Origin of the sequence: Hymenobacter guriensis (genome assembly GCF_015773195.1) — a bacterium.
Classification (GTDB): Bacteria; Bacteroidota; Bacteroidia; order Cytophagales; family Hymenobacteraceae; genus Hymenobacter; species Hymenobacter guriensis.
This window is the reverse complement of the sequence record NZ_JADWYK010000020.1, coordinates 30760-46186: the sequence shown is the minus strand read 5'-3', so window position 1 is coordinate 46186 and position 15427 is coordinate 30760. Positions and strand designations below refer to the sequence as shown.

The following is a 15427-nucleotide window of genomic DNA, read 5'->3' as shown; positions in this document are numbered from 1 at the left end:
CTGGACGCTGCCCCGATGCCGGTAGAATTTCTTAGCAACGACCAAGCCGCTCGGTACGGGCGCTATCATGCCGACCCAAGCCTGGAGCAACTCAGCCGTTTCTTCTACCTGAGTGCCCCGGACCTGCAGTGGTTGTCGGGGCGTCGGCGCCCTTACAACAAACTGGGATGTGCCGTGCAGCTCTGCACGCTCCGTTTTCTGGGCACCTTTCTGCCTGACCCCACGCAGGTGCCGGCCAGTGTGGTCCACACGCTGGCTCAGCAACTCGGTTTGCCGGCGGAGTCGTTGGACGGCTACCTCATCCGCCCCAATACGTGGTATGACCACCAAGCCAGCCTGGTGGCGTACTCAGGGTACGTGCCCTTTGATGCCCGGCAAGCGTTTCGACTCACACGCTGGCTCTACGCGCAGGTAACCACCAGCACGGTGCGCCCGAGCGTTCTGTTTGATTTGACCACGGCGCATCTGGTTAATCTGCGCGTGGTGTTGCCAGGCGTTTCGCTCCTGACGCGCCTCATTGCGCGGGTGCGCGAACGGAGTGGCCAGCACATCTACCGCCACCTGCGGGCCCGCCTCAGTCCCGCGCAGCAGCTTGCCCTGGAAGCGTTGCTGCTGGTGCCCGCGGGGGAGCGGCTAACGCCCTTGGAAGTGTTGCGCACACCGCCCACCCGCGTGTCCGCTCCTGCCCTGGTGGTCGCCCTGCGGCGGGTGGAGCAGATTCGGGCCGTCGGTGTGGGGGATGTGTCCGTGCAGGATGTAGCCGAAGCCCGGCTGGTCCGTATGGCCCGACATGCCCAACTAACGTGGGCCCAGCCCTTGCTACGCATGAGCGAGGAACGTCGCCTGGCCACGCTGCTGGTGTTCGTGCAGGCCTTGGAACGCACGGCCACCGACGACGTGCTGGATTTGTTTGACGGGCTGATGACGTCGCTGGCCCTGCGCGGGGAAACCAAGCGTCGTCGTGAGCGGCTTCGCTCGCTCAAAGACCTGGACCATGCCGCCCTGCTGCTCCAGCAAGCTGTCTGCATCCTGCTCGACGAGGCGGTACCCGCCGAAGCAATACGGCCCCGGGCCCTGGCCGTCCTGGGCGAGGCCCGTTTACGGGCGGCGGCAGACGCCGTGCAGGCGCTGGCCAGCCCGCAGGATGACCCGATGGCGCAAGCGCTGAGCGGCAGTTATGCCACGGTGCGTCGCTTCTTGCCCGCCTTGCTCGGCAGCGTCAAGTTCGAAGGTACTCCATCAGCCAAACCCCTACTGGATGCCTGGCACTTCCTGCAAGCGCAGGAAACGAGCGGCCGGGGCCGGCCCAAATGGACTGCCGCCCCCCGCGCGGTGGTGCCCAAGGGGTGGGCGGGGCGGGTATTTCCTGCCAAAGGCGAGGTAAATCCACCCGCGTATACCTTATGCGTGCTCAACCGGCTGCATCAAGCTTTGCGCCGCCGGGAGGTATTTGTGGTGCGCAGTGAACGGTACGGCGACCCACGGGCCGAACTGCTTCGGGGCGAACAGTGGGAGGTGGCCCGCGATTCCGTGGCGCGGGCCCTAGAAAGGTCTACTGACCCAACCGTCGAAGTGGGTCGACTTCAGCAGCAGCTGCGGGATGCCTACCGCGAGGTGAGTGAAAATCTAGCGCAGAATACGGCCCTGGAGCTGCGGCAGGAGAACGGACAGCCATACGTGGTCGTCAGTCCCCTGGCGGCGCAGCAGGAGTCTGCGCGCTTACAGCACCTGCGGGAGCACCTGGCCAGCCAGTTGCCCCAAGTCGAACTGGCCGCGCTGCTCCTGGAAGTGGAGGCCTTTACCGGTTTTGCCAGCGCCTTCAGCCATGTGGCCGATGGGCAGACGGTCGCCACCGACCTGCCCCTGAGTATCTGCGCTGTTCTGCTGGCCCAGGCCTGCAACATCGGCCTGAAAACGGTGGCGCGGGCCGACGTACCGGCCTTGACGTTGCCGCGCTTGTCGTGGGTACAGCAAAATTACGTGCGGGTCGAAACGCTTACCGCCGCGAATGCCCGGCTCGTGGACGCACAAGCGGGGCTGCCGCTGGCCCAGGCCTGGGGCGGTGGGGAAGTGGCCTCGGCCGACGGGATGCGCTTCGTCGTGCCCGTGCGCACCCTGCACGCCGGCTGGAACCGCAAATACTACGGCTCGCAGCGTGGCGTGACCTACTACAACTTCACGGGCGACCAGTTCACCGGCTTTCACGGCATCGTCATTCCCGGTACGCTGCGCGACTCCCTCTTCATCCTAGCCGGGCTGTTGGAACAGCAAACCAGCCTGGACCCACGCGAAATCATGGCCGACACCCACGGCTACAGCGACGTGGTTTTCGGCCTGTTCGCGTTGCTGGGCTACCGCTTCAGTCCCCGGCTGGCCGACTTGGCCGACCAGCGTTTCTGGCGGCTGCAGAAAGACGACGACTACGGACCGCTGAACGCGTTGAGCCGCCACGTCGTGAATTCCCGTCTCCTTATCGAGCACTGGGACGATATGCTACGGCTGGCCGGCTCACTTAAAGTGGGCAAGGTCAAGGCCCCGGCCGTGATACGCACCCTGCAACGGGCCGGGGCCTTATCGGGCCTGGGCCGGGCCGTGGCCGAGTTAGGGAGGGTGGAGAAAACGCGCTACCTGCTGGCCTACGTTCATGATGAGGCCTACCGGCGGCGCATCCTGGTGCAACTCAACCGGGGTGAAGGGCGGCATGCGCTGGCCCGCGCCGTCTTTCACGGCAAGAAAGGCGAGCTGCGCCAACGGTACCGTGAGGGTATGGAGGACCAGTTAGGGGCCCTGGGTTTGGTGGTGAATGCGCTGGTGCTATGGAACACGCGTTATTTACAGCAAGCGCTGGTGCAACACCAAGAAACGGGTGGGGAAGTACTGGAGGAGGACATTGCCCGGCTTTCGCCGTTGTTGCATGAGCACGTCAACATGCTGGGACGCTACGATTTTACGTTGCCCGAAAGCCTTGCTACGGGGCAATTGCGGCCGTTGCGGGACCCGGCCGATTGGGAAGAACAACTCGCGCAAATTCCTTAGCGTTGGTTTCCGTTCTTACTCTTGTGCTACCCCTGTCCTGGTTGGCGCGCGTTACTACGCTGTTCATGCGGGTCTTCTCTTTGAAAAAATAGCTTTCCAGCTGGCTTACCATTTCCGGTTGTCCCCCATTATTTTCCCGTAAATCAATGATTATGGCACTGGAATTAGCTAAAAAACCCAGGGCGGAGGCAATGATTGGTTTTGCCTCTTTTACCTGTCCAACAAAGATGGTAAAGGGGAAGTAGCCGATATTACCGGGTAACAGCTCCACCTTCTTAAACATAAAGTTGTTGTCCTTCTCCCATTGAGCAAATTGCAGGGTTTCCTCCTCGGACTCCTGGTCGCTTCTTTGGATTCGCTGGGCTAAAGCAGGATTGTATTCCACCGCCATATGAGGGTCGCGGTGTGCTGTGTAAATATCCGCTTGAATTTGTACCGCTAACTTTTCAGGTTCCTTGGCCAAGGATGCATAGGTGTGCTTCTTTACCTGGCTCCTCAGATGCTTGGAAATAAACGTAGCCTTATCGGGAAAGACATAGTTCGTTTTCAGACGAAGTTCTAGGGAATCTAGCAGGTGGCGAACCTGTGTGGCGGCCTTCTGGCTACCCTGCGCGCGAGCCAGGGAGGGAAGTAAAAGGGCCACTACCAAAGTGGCTAATCGCAGGTTTTTCATCTTTGATCCTGAACTATTTATAAACAGGTAGCCAGTAGTAAAAGGCCCCTGGTGTTCCGTTCAGTCAAAGGTGAATACAGTACGCTACGCGGGCAATTGGCTTATTCACGTAGCCGGAATTGCTGTGTGAATGACTACAGGAGGAGGGTGAATGCAATAGGAATGGCAGGAAAGGCTATTGACATAGATTTTCGTCACGGACAAGCGCATAAGGGTATCTTTGATGTTGGATAATAACCAGCCCATCCATGATCCAAAGCCTTCGGATGCGTACGGAAACAAAGCATGTGGAATGGATGCTGCATGCCCTTATCTGGACCTCGTTGTTTGCCTATATCTGGCATACAGCTAATACCCTGGGGCCTTTTAGAAAGCAGGAAGGCAGTATTTACTGGCCCTTGCTGTGGAGTGCCGGCTTCAATGTGGCCTTGTTTTATGGAAATGCCTCCGGTTTGGTGCCGTGGCTATTCTATAAGCAACGCTATAAAACGTACGTTGTCTGGTCCCTACTGCTCTATGCGGCGGCTGTCCTTGGAAACGCCGTTTTTGATCACCGATACAGCCTCTCGCTTTTTTCAACTGAGAAAGAGCCCTTGGGGTCGGATATCGTGCAGAACATCCAGAGCAAAACGGTCCTCTTCTCGTTGTCCCTGGGCTATGGGCTCACGAAGCAGTGGTTTGAGAATCAGAAACTGCAGCAACAAGTCATTAAAGCGGCACTAACCACCCAGCTAAAATATCTGAAAGCCCAGATTAACCCGCATTTTCTGTTCAATACGCTGAATATGGCCTATGCGTCGGCCACGAAGAGCAACGACCTGGTTACGGCCGACATCATTGAAAAGCTCTCAGGCCTGATGCGCTACGTGTTGTATGAGAGCAACGAGGACACCGTTTCCTTGGAAGAAGAAATCCGGTACCTTGACGACTTTGTGAGCCTCCAACGGCAGCGCTTATCGCCCGAATTAGCCAGTCGGGTACAGTATCGGGTAGAAGGCAACCGGCAGCGCCACACGGTTGCTCCGCTGATACTTATTCCCTTTATTGAAAATGTATTTAAGCACGGCATTCTCCTCAGTCGAAGGTCGGATGTGCTGATCTCTATTATGATCAGCGAGAAGAGCTTAACCCTGGAAACGAAAAACGAGAAATCCCGGCATGCCAGGCCAGCGGAACCTAACTCCGGTATTGGCTTGAACAATGTCAGGGAACGGTTGCTACTCCTGTATCCAGACCAGCACACGTTAGACATTGATGACTCGGAGTCCTCTTTTCACGTCAGACTTCAACTGGAACTTACCCCAAAGCCATGAGATGTATTGCTGTCGACGATGAACCGTTTGCACTAGAGCTCATGGCCAGTTATATTCAAAAAACGCCTTCTTTACAGTACATAGGCGAATTTACCAATCCCTTCCAGGCCATGGCCTTTCTGGTGAGCACGCCGGTAGACCTGGTTTTTCTGGATATCAATATGCCCGAACTTTCCGGCCTGGAATTACTCAGGTCCCTGCCTGTTATCCCTAATATCGTATTCACGACGGCATATTCGGAGTTCGGGGCGGAGAGTTATGAGTTCAATGCCATTGATTTTCTGCTGAAACCGATAAAGTATGAGCGGTTCCTCAAAGCAGTCAACAAAGCCAGTAGCTATCCATTAACCCCAAAAGGGGGGGCTACCCCCGCGCAGCCGGTGGAACCGCCGAGTGAATCCATCCTCGTGAAAAGCGGCACGAAAAGGTTCCGAATAGAACCTGATGACATCCTCTATATTGAAGGGGGCGGCAATTACATAACCTTTCATACCAAGAATGGGAAGATTACGACCTTGTTGCCGATGAACGACGTGCTGAAGCTGCTTTCCCCTGCTACGTTCGTTCGGATCCATAAATCCTACATTGTTTCCTTGAAACACATAGGCATAATTGAACGGGCCAGCGTCATCATCCAGAACAAATCGATACCCATAGGCATTACGTATCGCGAACAATTTTCCAGAACTATACAAAGCCACTAAGTCTCCGCTTGTAGAATGGCCTCCTTCCCAGTGTAAGGGAAGATGACGCGAAGCCTTGCCCAACAGCTTGGTCATTACGCAAGCGAGGCCTGCAAATGCGTGCAGTAGTGCTTGACACCAGAAAGGATAGGAGTCCGTTTAAATACATCCAAATGATTATCACGTCACGGTAGTCACAGGCGGCGAATTTGCTTTTGTTAGCGGCTGGGTGCGGGCCTTCTTGATCTGCATTAGTCCTGTCCCTCACTAGCCGCAGAACCTCCCAGCGTGCTGGTTACTGCTGTGGTTTCTGCGCCGGCCCTTTATCTTCCGGCGTTATCTTGCTTTCCCCTGTATGAGACCACATCGATGGCTGCTGTATGGCCTACTGAGTAGCTGCTTTGCTTGTCAGGAACAGGCCAAAAAGGCCCCAGCCGCGGCAGAGCAGGACGTAGCCCCGCAGCCAACAGCAGCCGAGGCGGTGGTGGCCGCCACGCCGGTAGTGGAGGCGCACTTCTCCTGGCATCAGGCCGGCCGGTCTATTCTGGATGTAGCCTTTGCTCCCCATACCTCGGAACTGGCGCTGGTGCTACAGTACCAGCGCCAACCGGCCCATCACGACGGGCCGCCCCCGTCTCCCTTGCCGGCCAACGACCGGAGTGAGGATCCAACCATTAGCCTGCTGCGCACCGATACGCGGCAGCTGACCCAGGTTGACTACGGCTGGACGCCGGCCTTTTCGCCCGATGGCCAGCGGTTGGCCTATAGCTACCAACTGCGGCCGATGCCTACCCTTCGCACGCTGGCCTCTACCTTTACCGGTAATCCCATCCGGCTGTACGACCGCACGACGCGGCACATCACCACGGTAGCGCGCCCAGCACGGACGTTTCTCTTCGAGCCGCAGTTCACGGGCCCGCAGGAGCTGGTGTACCAAATCGGCGATACGACCAATGGCAGCTACGCGGGTGGCGTGGGGCTGCTGCAACTGAATCTGCGTACGCGACGCACCGATACACTCTACGCGGTCCAGCGCAGCCATGGGCACTACCATTTACTAGGGGGCGTCTGGCCGGGCGCGGGGCAGCTGTATTACTCGGTAGCCGTGCCGCAGGATCATTCTCTCTGGATGGCCAATACCTACGAACACCACCTGTATACCAAGCGGGGCCTAGCGCAAAGCTTCGGGCTCAGCAGCGAGGCGTATGTTGACGAGCTGATCGGTCTGCGTCCTTCGGGAGAGGCAGTGCTCGTGGGCCAGGGCCAGGACCCGGACAATACCCGATACTACCTGAGCTATTGGCGCAAGGGGAGGGGACAGCGGGAGCGGGCCTTGCCGAGCCCGTTTTCGAAGGCGGTACTCAGCCCCGACGGGCAGTACCTGTTTTACCTGACGGAGGAAGGGCAGGCCTTTGTGCTCAATACCGACACGTTTCACCAGACGCCGCTACCCACCGGCGATGGGGAGGTCCAAATGGTGCAGTGGGCCGCTGATTCGCGACGCTTGGCGCTGATACAGCCCGACGATACGCGGGCCGCTACCGACGTGCTGCACCTGTACCGGCTGCGCTGAAGAGTTGCGCACTATCTTTCCTGTCTTATTCTCAGTGAGATCGGGAAGTCATTTAATGGCCTATACAGAATAGCACTTTGGGGGCCGTTTGGAAGCGTAAGTTGGAAGGCGCGTTCGCGGAATTATTTCTTTACATAACGTTTAGGTATCAGACTGCCCCCGGAAAAGTGACGCTTTTTGCCTACCTACGCGGTTTGGTGCCAGCGTGGTACTTTGCTAGGAGACCGGGTGCGAAGCTTTCTAACCTTGCCGGTCTAGTCGAACTGCCTTCTGAGCCGCTTCCCGACCGTCCCATTGGTCGAAGCACGTTTGGTGAAAGCCCGCGTCGAAATAATCGTATTTATCGGCTTTAAAGTGTCGTGCTTTGTGCTGGTCATTGCCAAGCCCGCGAAAGACGTAAGCGCACTTCTCTTGCCGGTCGTGTGGCGCTTATCCCCATTCCCTATGCCCAACGGCACCATTTTACTCATCGACGACGAGGCCATGCTGCGACAGGCCGTAGCCCGCACCCTGGAACTGGAAGGCTATACCGTGCTGCAGGCGCCCGACGCCCATCGCGGCCTGCAGATCCTGCGCGAGCAGGCCGACAGCATCGGCGTCATCCTGTCCGACGTGAAGTTGCCTGACGGACGTGGCCTGGACCTGCTGCCCCGCTACAAAGCCCTGGCCCCGCTGGCCGAAGTCATCCTGATGACGGCCTACGGCACCATCCCCGACGGGGTGCGGGCCATGAAGGAGGGCGCCTTCGACTACCTGACCAAGGGCGACTCCGACGACCAGCTGCTGGTGGTGGTGAGCCGGGCCATGGACCGGGCCCGCCTGCAGCAGCGCGTGGCTGAGCTCGAACGCAAAGTGGACGCCCAGTACAGCTTTGAGGCCATGATTGGCCACTCCCCGGCCCTGGAAAAAGCCAAAGCCATGGCCCGGCAGGTGGCCCCAACCGACGCCACGGTGCTGCTCGAAGGTTCCACCGGCGCCGGCAAGGAGCTGTTTGCCCAGGCCATTCACTACGCCAGCGCGCGCCGCAGCAAGCCTTTTGTGGCCGTCAACTGTTCGGCCTTCCCCCGCGAGCTGATGGAGTCCGAGCTGTTCGGCTACAAGAAAGGCGCCTTCACGGGAGCGCAGGCCGATAAGAAGGGCTTGTTTGACGAAGCCCACGGCGGCACGCTGTTTCTGGATGAAATCGGGGAGCTGGAGCCCGGCGTGCAAGCCAAGCTGCTGCGGGTGCTCGAAGCCCAGGAGTTCACCAAAATAGGCGACACCAAGCCTACCCGGGCCAACGTGCGCATCGTGGCCGCCACTAATCGTAACCTGCGCCAGGAAGCCGAACAGGGCCACTTTCGGCCCGACTTGTACTACCGCCTCTCGGTGGTCGTGGTGGCGGTACCGGCCCTGAGTGCCCGCCGGGCCGACGTGGCGCCCCTCACCGCGCACTTCCTGCACTACTTCGCCGTGAAGCTGCGCCAGCGCCCGCTCGTTGTTGCGCCCGAAGCCCTGCGCGTGTTGGAACACTACCCCTGGCCGGGCAACGTGCGCGAACTGAAGAACGTGCTGGAACGGGCATCCATCCTCACGCCCGCCAACCAGCCATTGACCGTGGACGGGCTACCTCTGGAGTTGCAGCTGTTTGCCCAGGCGGGCTCGCCGGCCACCCCGGCCGAAGACGAACGCAGCCTGCGCAACGCTGAAAAGCAGCACATTCAGCGCATTCTGCTGGAATGCGGGGGCAATAAAACGGACACCGCCAAGGTGTTGGGTGTGGCTCTCACAACCCTCTACCGCAAAATACAGGAGTATGGGCTGTAGGAAAGCAACATGCTGACCAAGTGCTATTCCGCCTTTTAACTAAGCCCCCAGCCTTACAACTGGGGGCTTTTCTGTAGCCGCAGTCTGCTGGTGAGGAAGAGCTGCCGATACTACTGCCAGACTATCCATCTGCCTTGGTCCCGGGCAGCGGCCGGCTCTAGCATTTTGCAAAATACCCTAGCAAAACGCTAGGGTGCTCCCACTGAAGTAGCTGCCCGTCAGTCGCGCAAAATGATTATAAAATTTTGATTGTCAATAAATTGAAATAAGGGACTGGCTTCAGCGGCCAGTTGGGGCCGGGAGTTGCTGAAAGGCTCTGGCATTTGTGCCACACCCCTCCAGACCTCTGACTATGTCCCCCATCCTGATGATTCCCCTGCTCACCGCCGCTGGCCTGGCCGGCTTCTGGCTTTTCTACAAATCGGTTGAGTTTTTCGATCACATCTAGCCCGTCTTGCCATGATGCTTGCCCTTTTTCTTCTGTCGCTAGCCGTGTTCGGCTACTTGGTATACGTGCTGCTGAAGCCGGAGCGCTTCTAACGGCCGGCTTTCCTTCTCCCCTGACTTATGAACACTGAATTAGTCGGCATTGCCGGCATTTACTTACTCACCTTGGTGCTGGCCCTGCCGCTGGGCAGCTACCTGGCTAACGTCTTCCGGGGCGACAAAAACCTGCTCGACTTCCTGGCCCCCGTAGAGCGCGGCATCTTTCGCCTGGCCGGCATCGATGAGCGGCGCGAAATGAGCTGGCAGCAGCACATGGTGGCCCTGCTCACCATCAACGGGGTCTGGTTTCTGCTGGCCATACTCATTCTCTGCACCCAGGGCAGCCTGCCGTTCAACCCTGACGGCAACTCTTCCATGAGCCCCGATTTGGCTTTTAACACGGCCATTTCCTTCCTGGTGAACTGCAACCTGCAACACTACTCCGGCGAGTCGGGCCTTTCCTACTTCTCGCAGCTGGCGGTTATCACCTTCCTGCAGTTCGTGAGTGCGGCTACCGGCATCGCGGCGGCCGTCATCGTCTTCAATGCCCTGCAAACCCGCACCACCGAGAAGCTGGGTAACTTCTATAACTACTTCGTCAAGAGCCTGACGCGCCTGCTCCTTCCCGGCTCCATCGTGGTGGCCCTGATTCTGGCCTTCAACGGCGCGCCGATGACCATGCAGGGCAAACAGGCTCTGGTGACTTTGCAGGGCGACTCGGTGCAGGTGAGCCGGGGGCCGGTGGCGGCCATGGTGGCCATTAAGGAGCTGGGCACCAACGGGGGAGGCTTTTTCGGCACCAACTCGGCTCATCCGCTCGAAAACCCCAACTACCTCACCAACGCCACCGAAAACATTGCCCTGACAATCATCCCCATTGCCATGATTTTCGCGCTGGGCTTCTATTTAAAGCGTAAACGGTTGTCATATATGATTTTCGGGGTGATGACCGTGGGCTTCCTGGCGCTGCTGGCCCCGGCGGTGTACTACGAAATGCACGGCAACCCCGCCATCAGCCAGCTGGGCGTGAACCAGAGCCTGGGGGCCATGGAAGGCAAGGAGGTGCGCTTCGGCGCGGCAGCCTCGGCCTACTGGAGCATCACCAACACCATCATCAGCTGCGGCTCGGTGAACTCCATGCATGACTCGTTCATGCCGCTGTCGGGCCTGACGCAAATGTTGGGCATGATGACCAATGCCTTCTATGGCGGCTGCGGCGTGGGTTTGCTCAACTTCTTTGCTTACCTGATTATTGCCGTGTTCATTGCCGGTCTGATGGTGGGGCGCACGCCGGAGTTTCTGGGCAAGAAAATCGAGGCCCGCGAGATGAAAATTGCCATCCTCGTCACGCTGCTGCACCCGCTGCTGATTCTGGCGGGCACGGCCCTGGCGGCCCACACCTACACCGGCAACCCCGCCGAGTACGCCGGCTGGCTGGCCAACCCGGGCTTCCACGGCCTGTCGGAAATGCTGTATGAGTTCACCTCCTCGGCGGCCAACAACGGCTCGGGCTTCGAGGGCTTGGGCGACAACACGCCGTTCTGGAACATCGGCACCGGCATCGTACTGCTGCTCGCGCGCTTTCTGCCCATCATCGGCCCCGTGGCCATTGCCGGCCTGCTGGCCCGCAAAAAGTACATTCCCGAAGGCGCCGGCACCCTGCACGCCGACACCGCGACCTTCGGCGTGATGGTGCTGGCCGTGATTTTCATCATCGCCGCGCTGGCTTTTTTTCCCGCTTTGGCGCTGGGCCCGATTGCCGAGCATTTCTCGCTCTACTAGGCTCTCCTCCCCGCTATTTTCTTTCCCTTACATGGCACAGTCCCAGTCTTTATTTCAACCCGCGCTGGTCGCCGAAGCCATCAAGCAGGCCTTCGTCAAGCTCGACCCGCGCATCATGTTCCGCAACCCGGTGATGTTCACCGTGGAAATCGGGACGGTGGTAATGCTCCTCGTCACCCTCGGGCTGCTGGTGAACCCCGACCCCGCCCAGGGCTCGTTTGGCTACAACTTCACCGTTTTTCTGGTGCTGTTTCTGACCCTGCTCTTCGCCAACTTTGCCGAGGCCATTGCCGAAGCACGGGGCAAGGCCCAGGCTGACTCCCTGCGTAAAACCCGGCAGGATACGCCCGCCAACGTGCGGCTCGAAAACGGCCAGATGCAGGTCGTCAGCTCTGCCCAACTGCTGAAAGGCCAGGTATTCGTAGTCGTGGCCGGCGAAATCATCCCCACCGACGGCGAGATTATCGAAGGCCTGGCCACCATCGACGAGTCGGCTATTACCGGCGAGTCGGCCCCAGTTATCCGTGAGGCCGGCGGCGACAAATCCAGCGTGACGGGGGGGACCAAGGTCTTGTCTGACCGCATTGTGGTGCAGGTAACCACGGCCCCCGGCGAGTCGTTTCTCGACAAGATGATTGCGCTGGTGGAAGGCGCCTCGCGGCAGAAAACGCCCAACGAAATTGCCCTGACGATTCTGCTGGCGGGTTTTACGCTGGTGTTCGTGATTGTGTGCGTGACTCTGCAGCCATTTGCCGAATACTCGAAGACGCCCATCGCCATTTCCTCCTTCATCGCGCTGTTCGTCTGTTTGATTCCGACCACCATCGGCGGACTGCTCTCCGCCATCGGCATCGCGGGTATGGACCGCGCCCTGCGCGCCAACGTCATCACCAAGAGCGGCAAGGCCGTGGAAACTGCCGGTGACATCGACGTGCTACTGCTGGACAAAACCGGCACCATTACCATCGGCAACCGCAAAGCCACCCACTTCTGGCCCGCCCCCGGCGTGCCGATAACGCAGTTCGTGGAATACGCCACCCTCAGTTCGCTCACCGATGAAACTCCCGAAGGCAAAAGCATTGTGGAGCTGGCCCGCGACAACAAGGTGGACTCCGCGCAGCTGCAGAACCGTTTGGCCGGGGCCGAACTCATCAAGTTCACGGCTGAAACCCGCAGTAGCGGCGTGACGCTGACCGACGGCACCCGCATCCGCAAGGGCGCCTCAGACGCCATGCGCAACCTCTCGAACGCCGCCGGCTTCACCTTCCCGCAGGAAACCGCCTACCAGGTGGTGAAAATTTCCAGCAACGGCGGCACCCCGCTGGTGCTGAGCCAAAATGACAAGGTGCTGGGCGTGGTGGAGTTGCAGGACATCATCAAGCCCGGCATTCAGGAGCGTTTCGAGCGGCTGCGGGCAATGGGCATCAAGACGGTGATGGTGACCGGCGACAATCCGCTCACGGCCAAGTTCATCGCTGAGAAGGCGGGCGTCGACGACTTCATCGCCGAGGCCAAGCCTGAGGATAAGATGCAGTACATCCGCGCCGAGCAGCAGGCCGGCAAGCTGGTGGCCATGATGGGCGACGGCACCAACGATGCGCCCGCCCTGGCCCAAGCCGACGTGGGCGTGGCCATGAACTCAGGCACCCAGGCCGCAAAGGAAGCCGGCAACATGGTCGACCTCGACAACGACCCCACCAAGCTCATCGAGGTGGTAGAAATCGGCAAGCAGCTGCTCATGACCCGCGGCACGCTGACCACCTTTTCCATTGCCAACGACGTGGCCAAGTACTTCGCCATCGTGCCGGCGCTGTTCATGGTGGGCATCCCCGCCCTGGCCGCTCTCAACATCATGGGTCTGAAGTCACCGCAGTCAGCCATTCTCTCGGCCGTCATCTTCAACGCCATCATCATCCCCGCCCTGGTGCCGCTGGCGCTACGCGGCGTGCCTTACAAAGCCATCGGCGCTTCGGCCCTTCTGCGCCGCAACCTACTGATTTACGGCCTGGGTGGCGTGATTGTCCCATTTATCGGCATCAAGGCCATTGACCTGCTGGTCGGCCTGTTTTTGTAGTCGCAGATTTTCCTCATCGTATCATGAAAAATAACCTCCTTCCCGCTTTTCGCCTCACGCTGGTGCTGTTAGTACTCTGCGCCGTGGTGTACCCGGCGCTCATCTGGGCGGGCGCCCAGTTGGCCCCTAACCAGGGCCAGGGCGTAACGGTCAGCCAGAACGGCCGCGTGGTGGGCTACGCCAACGAGGGCCAGAAATTTGACCGGCCCGAGTACTTCAACGGCCGTCCTTCGGCCGTTGACTACAACGCCGCCGGCTCGGCCGGCTCCAACAAGGGGCCGACCAATCCCGAATACCTGGCCCTGGTACAGCAGCGCCTCGACACACTGCTGCTGCAAAACCCGGGGGTAACCAAAAGCCAGGTGCCCGCTGAACTGATTACCGCCTCCGGCTCGGGGCTGGACCCGCACCTTTCCCCCCAGGCAGCTACCATTCAGGTGGACCGCATCGCCAAAGCCCGCAACCTGGACGCCGCCACCGTGCAGGGCCTGGTGGCGCAATACACGGAAAACGGCCTGCTGGGTCCCGACCGCGTGAACGTGCTGCGCCTGAACCTGGCCCTGGACGCGCTGGCTCCGGCCGGCCGTTAACCGCTCAACTCCCATGCTAACTGCTGTTCATCGAAGGTTGCGGGCGCACCGCCACCCGCCGCGTCGATTTCAGGTGGGTTACACATTCCTCATCTTAGGCCTGCTCTGGCTGCTGGTGGAACTGGCCGCTTAGAAGCGCCGCCCGCCATTCCCTCTTCTCTCATTACCCATGAATACCGCTTTCCATCCCGCTGATTTCAAAAGCCGGCTAAGCGCCTTGCTGCTGGCGATGGGCTGCACGGTTCCCGTACTAGCGCAAACCATGCCCACGACCGATTCCGCTCTGGCCGTGCCCCCGACGGCCTCACCCGTGCAGGCCACGCCCACGCCCACCAATCCCCTGACCTTTTACGGCTTTGCGGACGCCTACTACGGCTACGATTTCAACAACGATAACACCCAGGACCGCCCCGGCTTTCTCTACTCGCACGACCGCCAGAACGAGTTTACCCTCAACAACGCCATCCTGGGCATGCGCTACCAGGACGACAACGTGCGCGGGGCCATCGGCCTGCACTCCGGCTCGTACGTCACGGCTAACTACGCCGCCGAGGACCAGGTATTCAAGCACATCTACGAGGCTTATGCCGGCTTCCGGCCTTTCCAGAAAGCCTGGCTGGATGTGGGCATCTTTGGTTCCCACATCGGGTTTGAGTCGGCCATCAGCAAGGACAACTGGACGCTGACCCGCTCGCTCATGGCCGAAAACTCGCCCTACTACCAAGCGGGGGCACGCCTTACCTACGAAGTCGGCCTCACGCTGACGCTGACGGGACTGGTGCTCGACGGCTGGCAGAACCTGCGCGATAACAACCAAGCCAAGGCCCTGGGCACCCAGATTCAGTGGAAGCCCACGGAGAAGCTGCTTATCAACTCCAGCACATTTTACGGGCAGGAGCAGCCTCAGGACACCACTGCCCGCCGCCGGTACTTTCACAACTTCTACGCCAGCTACACTGCTACCGACCGCCTCTCCCTGGCCTTAGTATTCGATGTGGGTAAGCAGCAGGCCCACCGCCCGGCCGGCACCTCGGGCGAAAAATACGACACCTGGCACACTGGGGCTGCTTATGTACGCTACAAGCTGGCCGACAAGTGGACCACTGCCCTGCGCGGCGAATATTATAAGGCCGAGCGCGGCGTCATCATCGGCTCCTACTCCCCGGCGGTGGGCAACCCCAACGCCTTTATCCGTGGCGGCTCGCTGGGCCTGGACTACGCGCCCACCGGCAATGTGCTCGTGCGCCTCGAAGGCCGGGTGCTTACAGCCGCTGACAAGGTGTTTGTCGAAACCGGTGGCAACACCCGCAGCACCTACACCAACCTCACGTCCAGCATCGCCATTTCGTTTTAACCCGTCCTGCCGCTGCGCAATTTCCCTCACCTGCTCACCCTCCGGTTTTCTCCTGAA

11 protein-coding genes are annotated in these 15427 nt (G+C 59.6%); 10 read left to right on the top strand and 1 reads right to left on the bottom strand.

The window, feature by feature from the left end; genetic code table 11:
• The first annotated feature begins 15 nt into the window (after positions 1-15).
• A complete protein-coding gene (locus tag I5L79_RS21465; RefSeq protein WP_196957142.1) occupies positions 16-3036 on the top strand; it encodes a Tn3 family transposase in 3021 nt (1006 codons plus the stop codon).
• Here I5L79_RS21465 and I5L79_RS21460 read toward each other — a convergent pair.
• A complete protein-coding gene (locus tag I5L79_RS21460; RefSeq protein WP_196957141.1) occupies positions 2969-3709 on the bottom strand; it encodes a S41 family peptidase in 741 nt (246 codons plus the stop codon). The two genes, I5L79_RS21465 and I5L79_RS21460, sit on opposite strands and share 68 nt — an antisense overlap.
• Positions 3710-3957: 248 nt before the next feature.
• On the opposite strand from I5L79_RS21460, the gene I5L79_RS21455 reads away from it, so the two are divergent.
• The 9 genes from I5L79_RS21455 (at position 3958) to I5L79_RS21415 (ending at position 15370) form a co-directional block, all read left to right on the top strand.
• The gene (locus tag I5L79_RS21455) at positions 3958-5022 is read left to right on the top strand and encodes a sensor histidine kinase (RefSeq protein ID WP_196957140.1); all 1065 of its coding nucleotides are present in this window, start codon (positions 3958-3960) and stop codon (positions 5020-5022) included.
• Positions 5019-5726, top strand: coding sequence for a LytR/AlgR family response regulator transcription factor (locus tag I5L79_RS21450; protein ID WP_262894924.1), 708 nt, complete (start codon positions 5019-5021; stop codon positions 5724-5726). Before I5L79_RS21455 ends, I5L79_RS21450 begins: the two co-directional genes overlap by 4 nt.
• Before the next feature lie 334 nt (positions 5727-6060).
• Positions 6061-7278, top strand: coding sequence for a WD40 repeat domain-containing protein (locus I5L79_RS21445; RefSeq protein WP_196957138.1), 1218 nt, complete (start codon positions 6061-6063; stop codon positions 7276-7278).
• A 444-nt stretch (positions 7279-7722) separates the two neighbouring features.
• Positions 7723-9084 carry a sigma-54-dependent transcriptional regulator gene (locus I5L79_RS21440; RefSeq protein ID WP_196957137.1) on the top strand — a complete coding sequence of 454 codons (1362 nt, stop codon included), beginning with the start codon at positions 7723-7725 and terminating at the stop codon, positions 9082-9084.
• Positions 9085-9543: 459 nt separating this feature from the next.
• Complete coding sequence (gene kdpF / locus I5L79_RS23840; RefSeq protein WP_196957165.1) at positions 9544-9624, top strand: K(+)-transporting ATPase subunit F; 81 nt, start codon at positions 9544-9546, stop codon at positions 9622-9624.
• A 27-nt stretch (positions 9625-9651) separates the two neighbouring features.
• Entirely contained in the window at positions 9652-11352 is a 1701-nt protein-coding gene (gene kdpA, locus I5L79_RS21430) for a potassium-transporting ATPase subunit KdpA (RefSeq protein ID WP_196957136.1), read from the top strand.
• Between the two features lie 31 nt (positions 11353-11383).
• On the top strand, positions 11384-13426 hold the full coding sequence (kdpB, locus tag I5L79_RS21425) for a potassium-transporting ATPase subunit KdpB (RefSeq protein WP_196957135.1): 2043 nt from the start codon (positions 11384-11386) through the stop codon (positions 13424-13426).
• Positions 13427-13449: 23 nt separating this feature from the next.
• Positions 13450-14016 carry a potassium-transporting ATPase subunit KdpC gene (gene kdpC / locus I5L79_RS21420; RefSeq protein ID WP_196957134.1) on the top strand — a complete coding sequence of 189 codons (567 nt, stop codon included), beginning with the start codon at positions 13450-13452 and terminating at the stop codon, positions 14014-14016.
• 169 nt (positions 14017-14185) lie between these two features.
• A complete protein-coding gene (locus I5L79_RS21415) occupies positions 14186-15370 on the top strand; it encodes a porin (protein ID WP_196957133.1) in 1185 nt (394 codons plus the stop codon).
• Positions 15371-15427 lie beyond the last annotated feature (57 nt).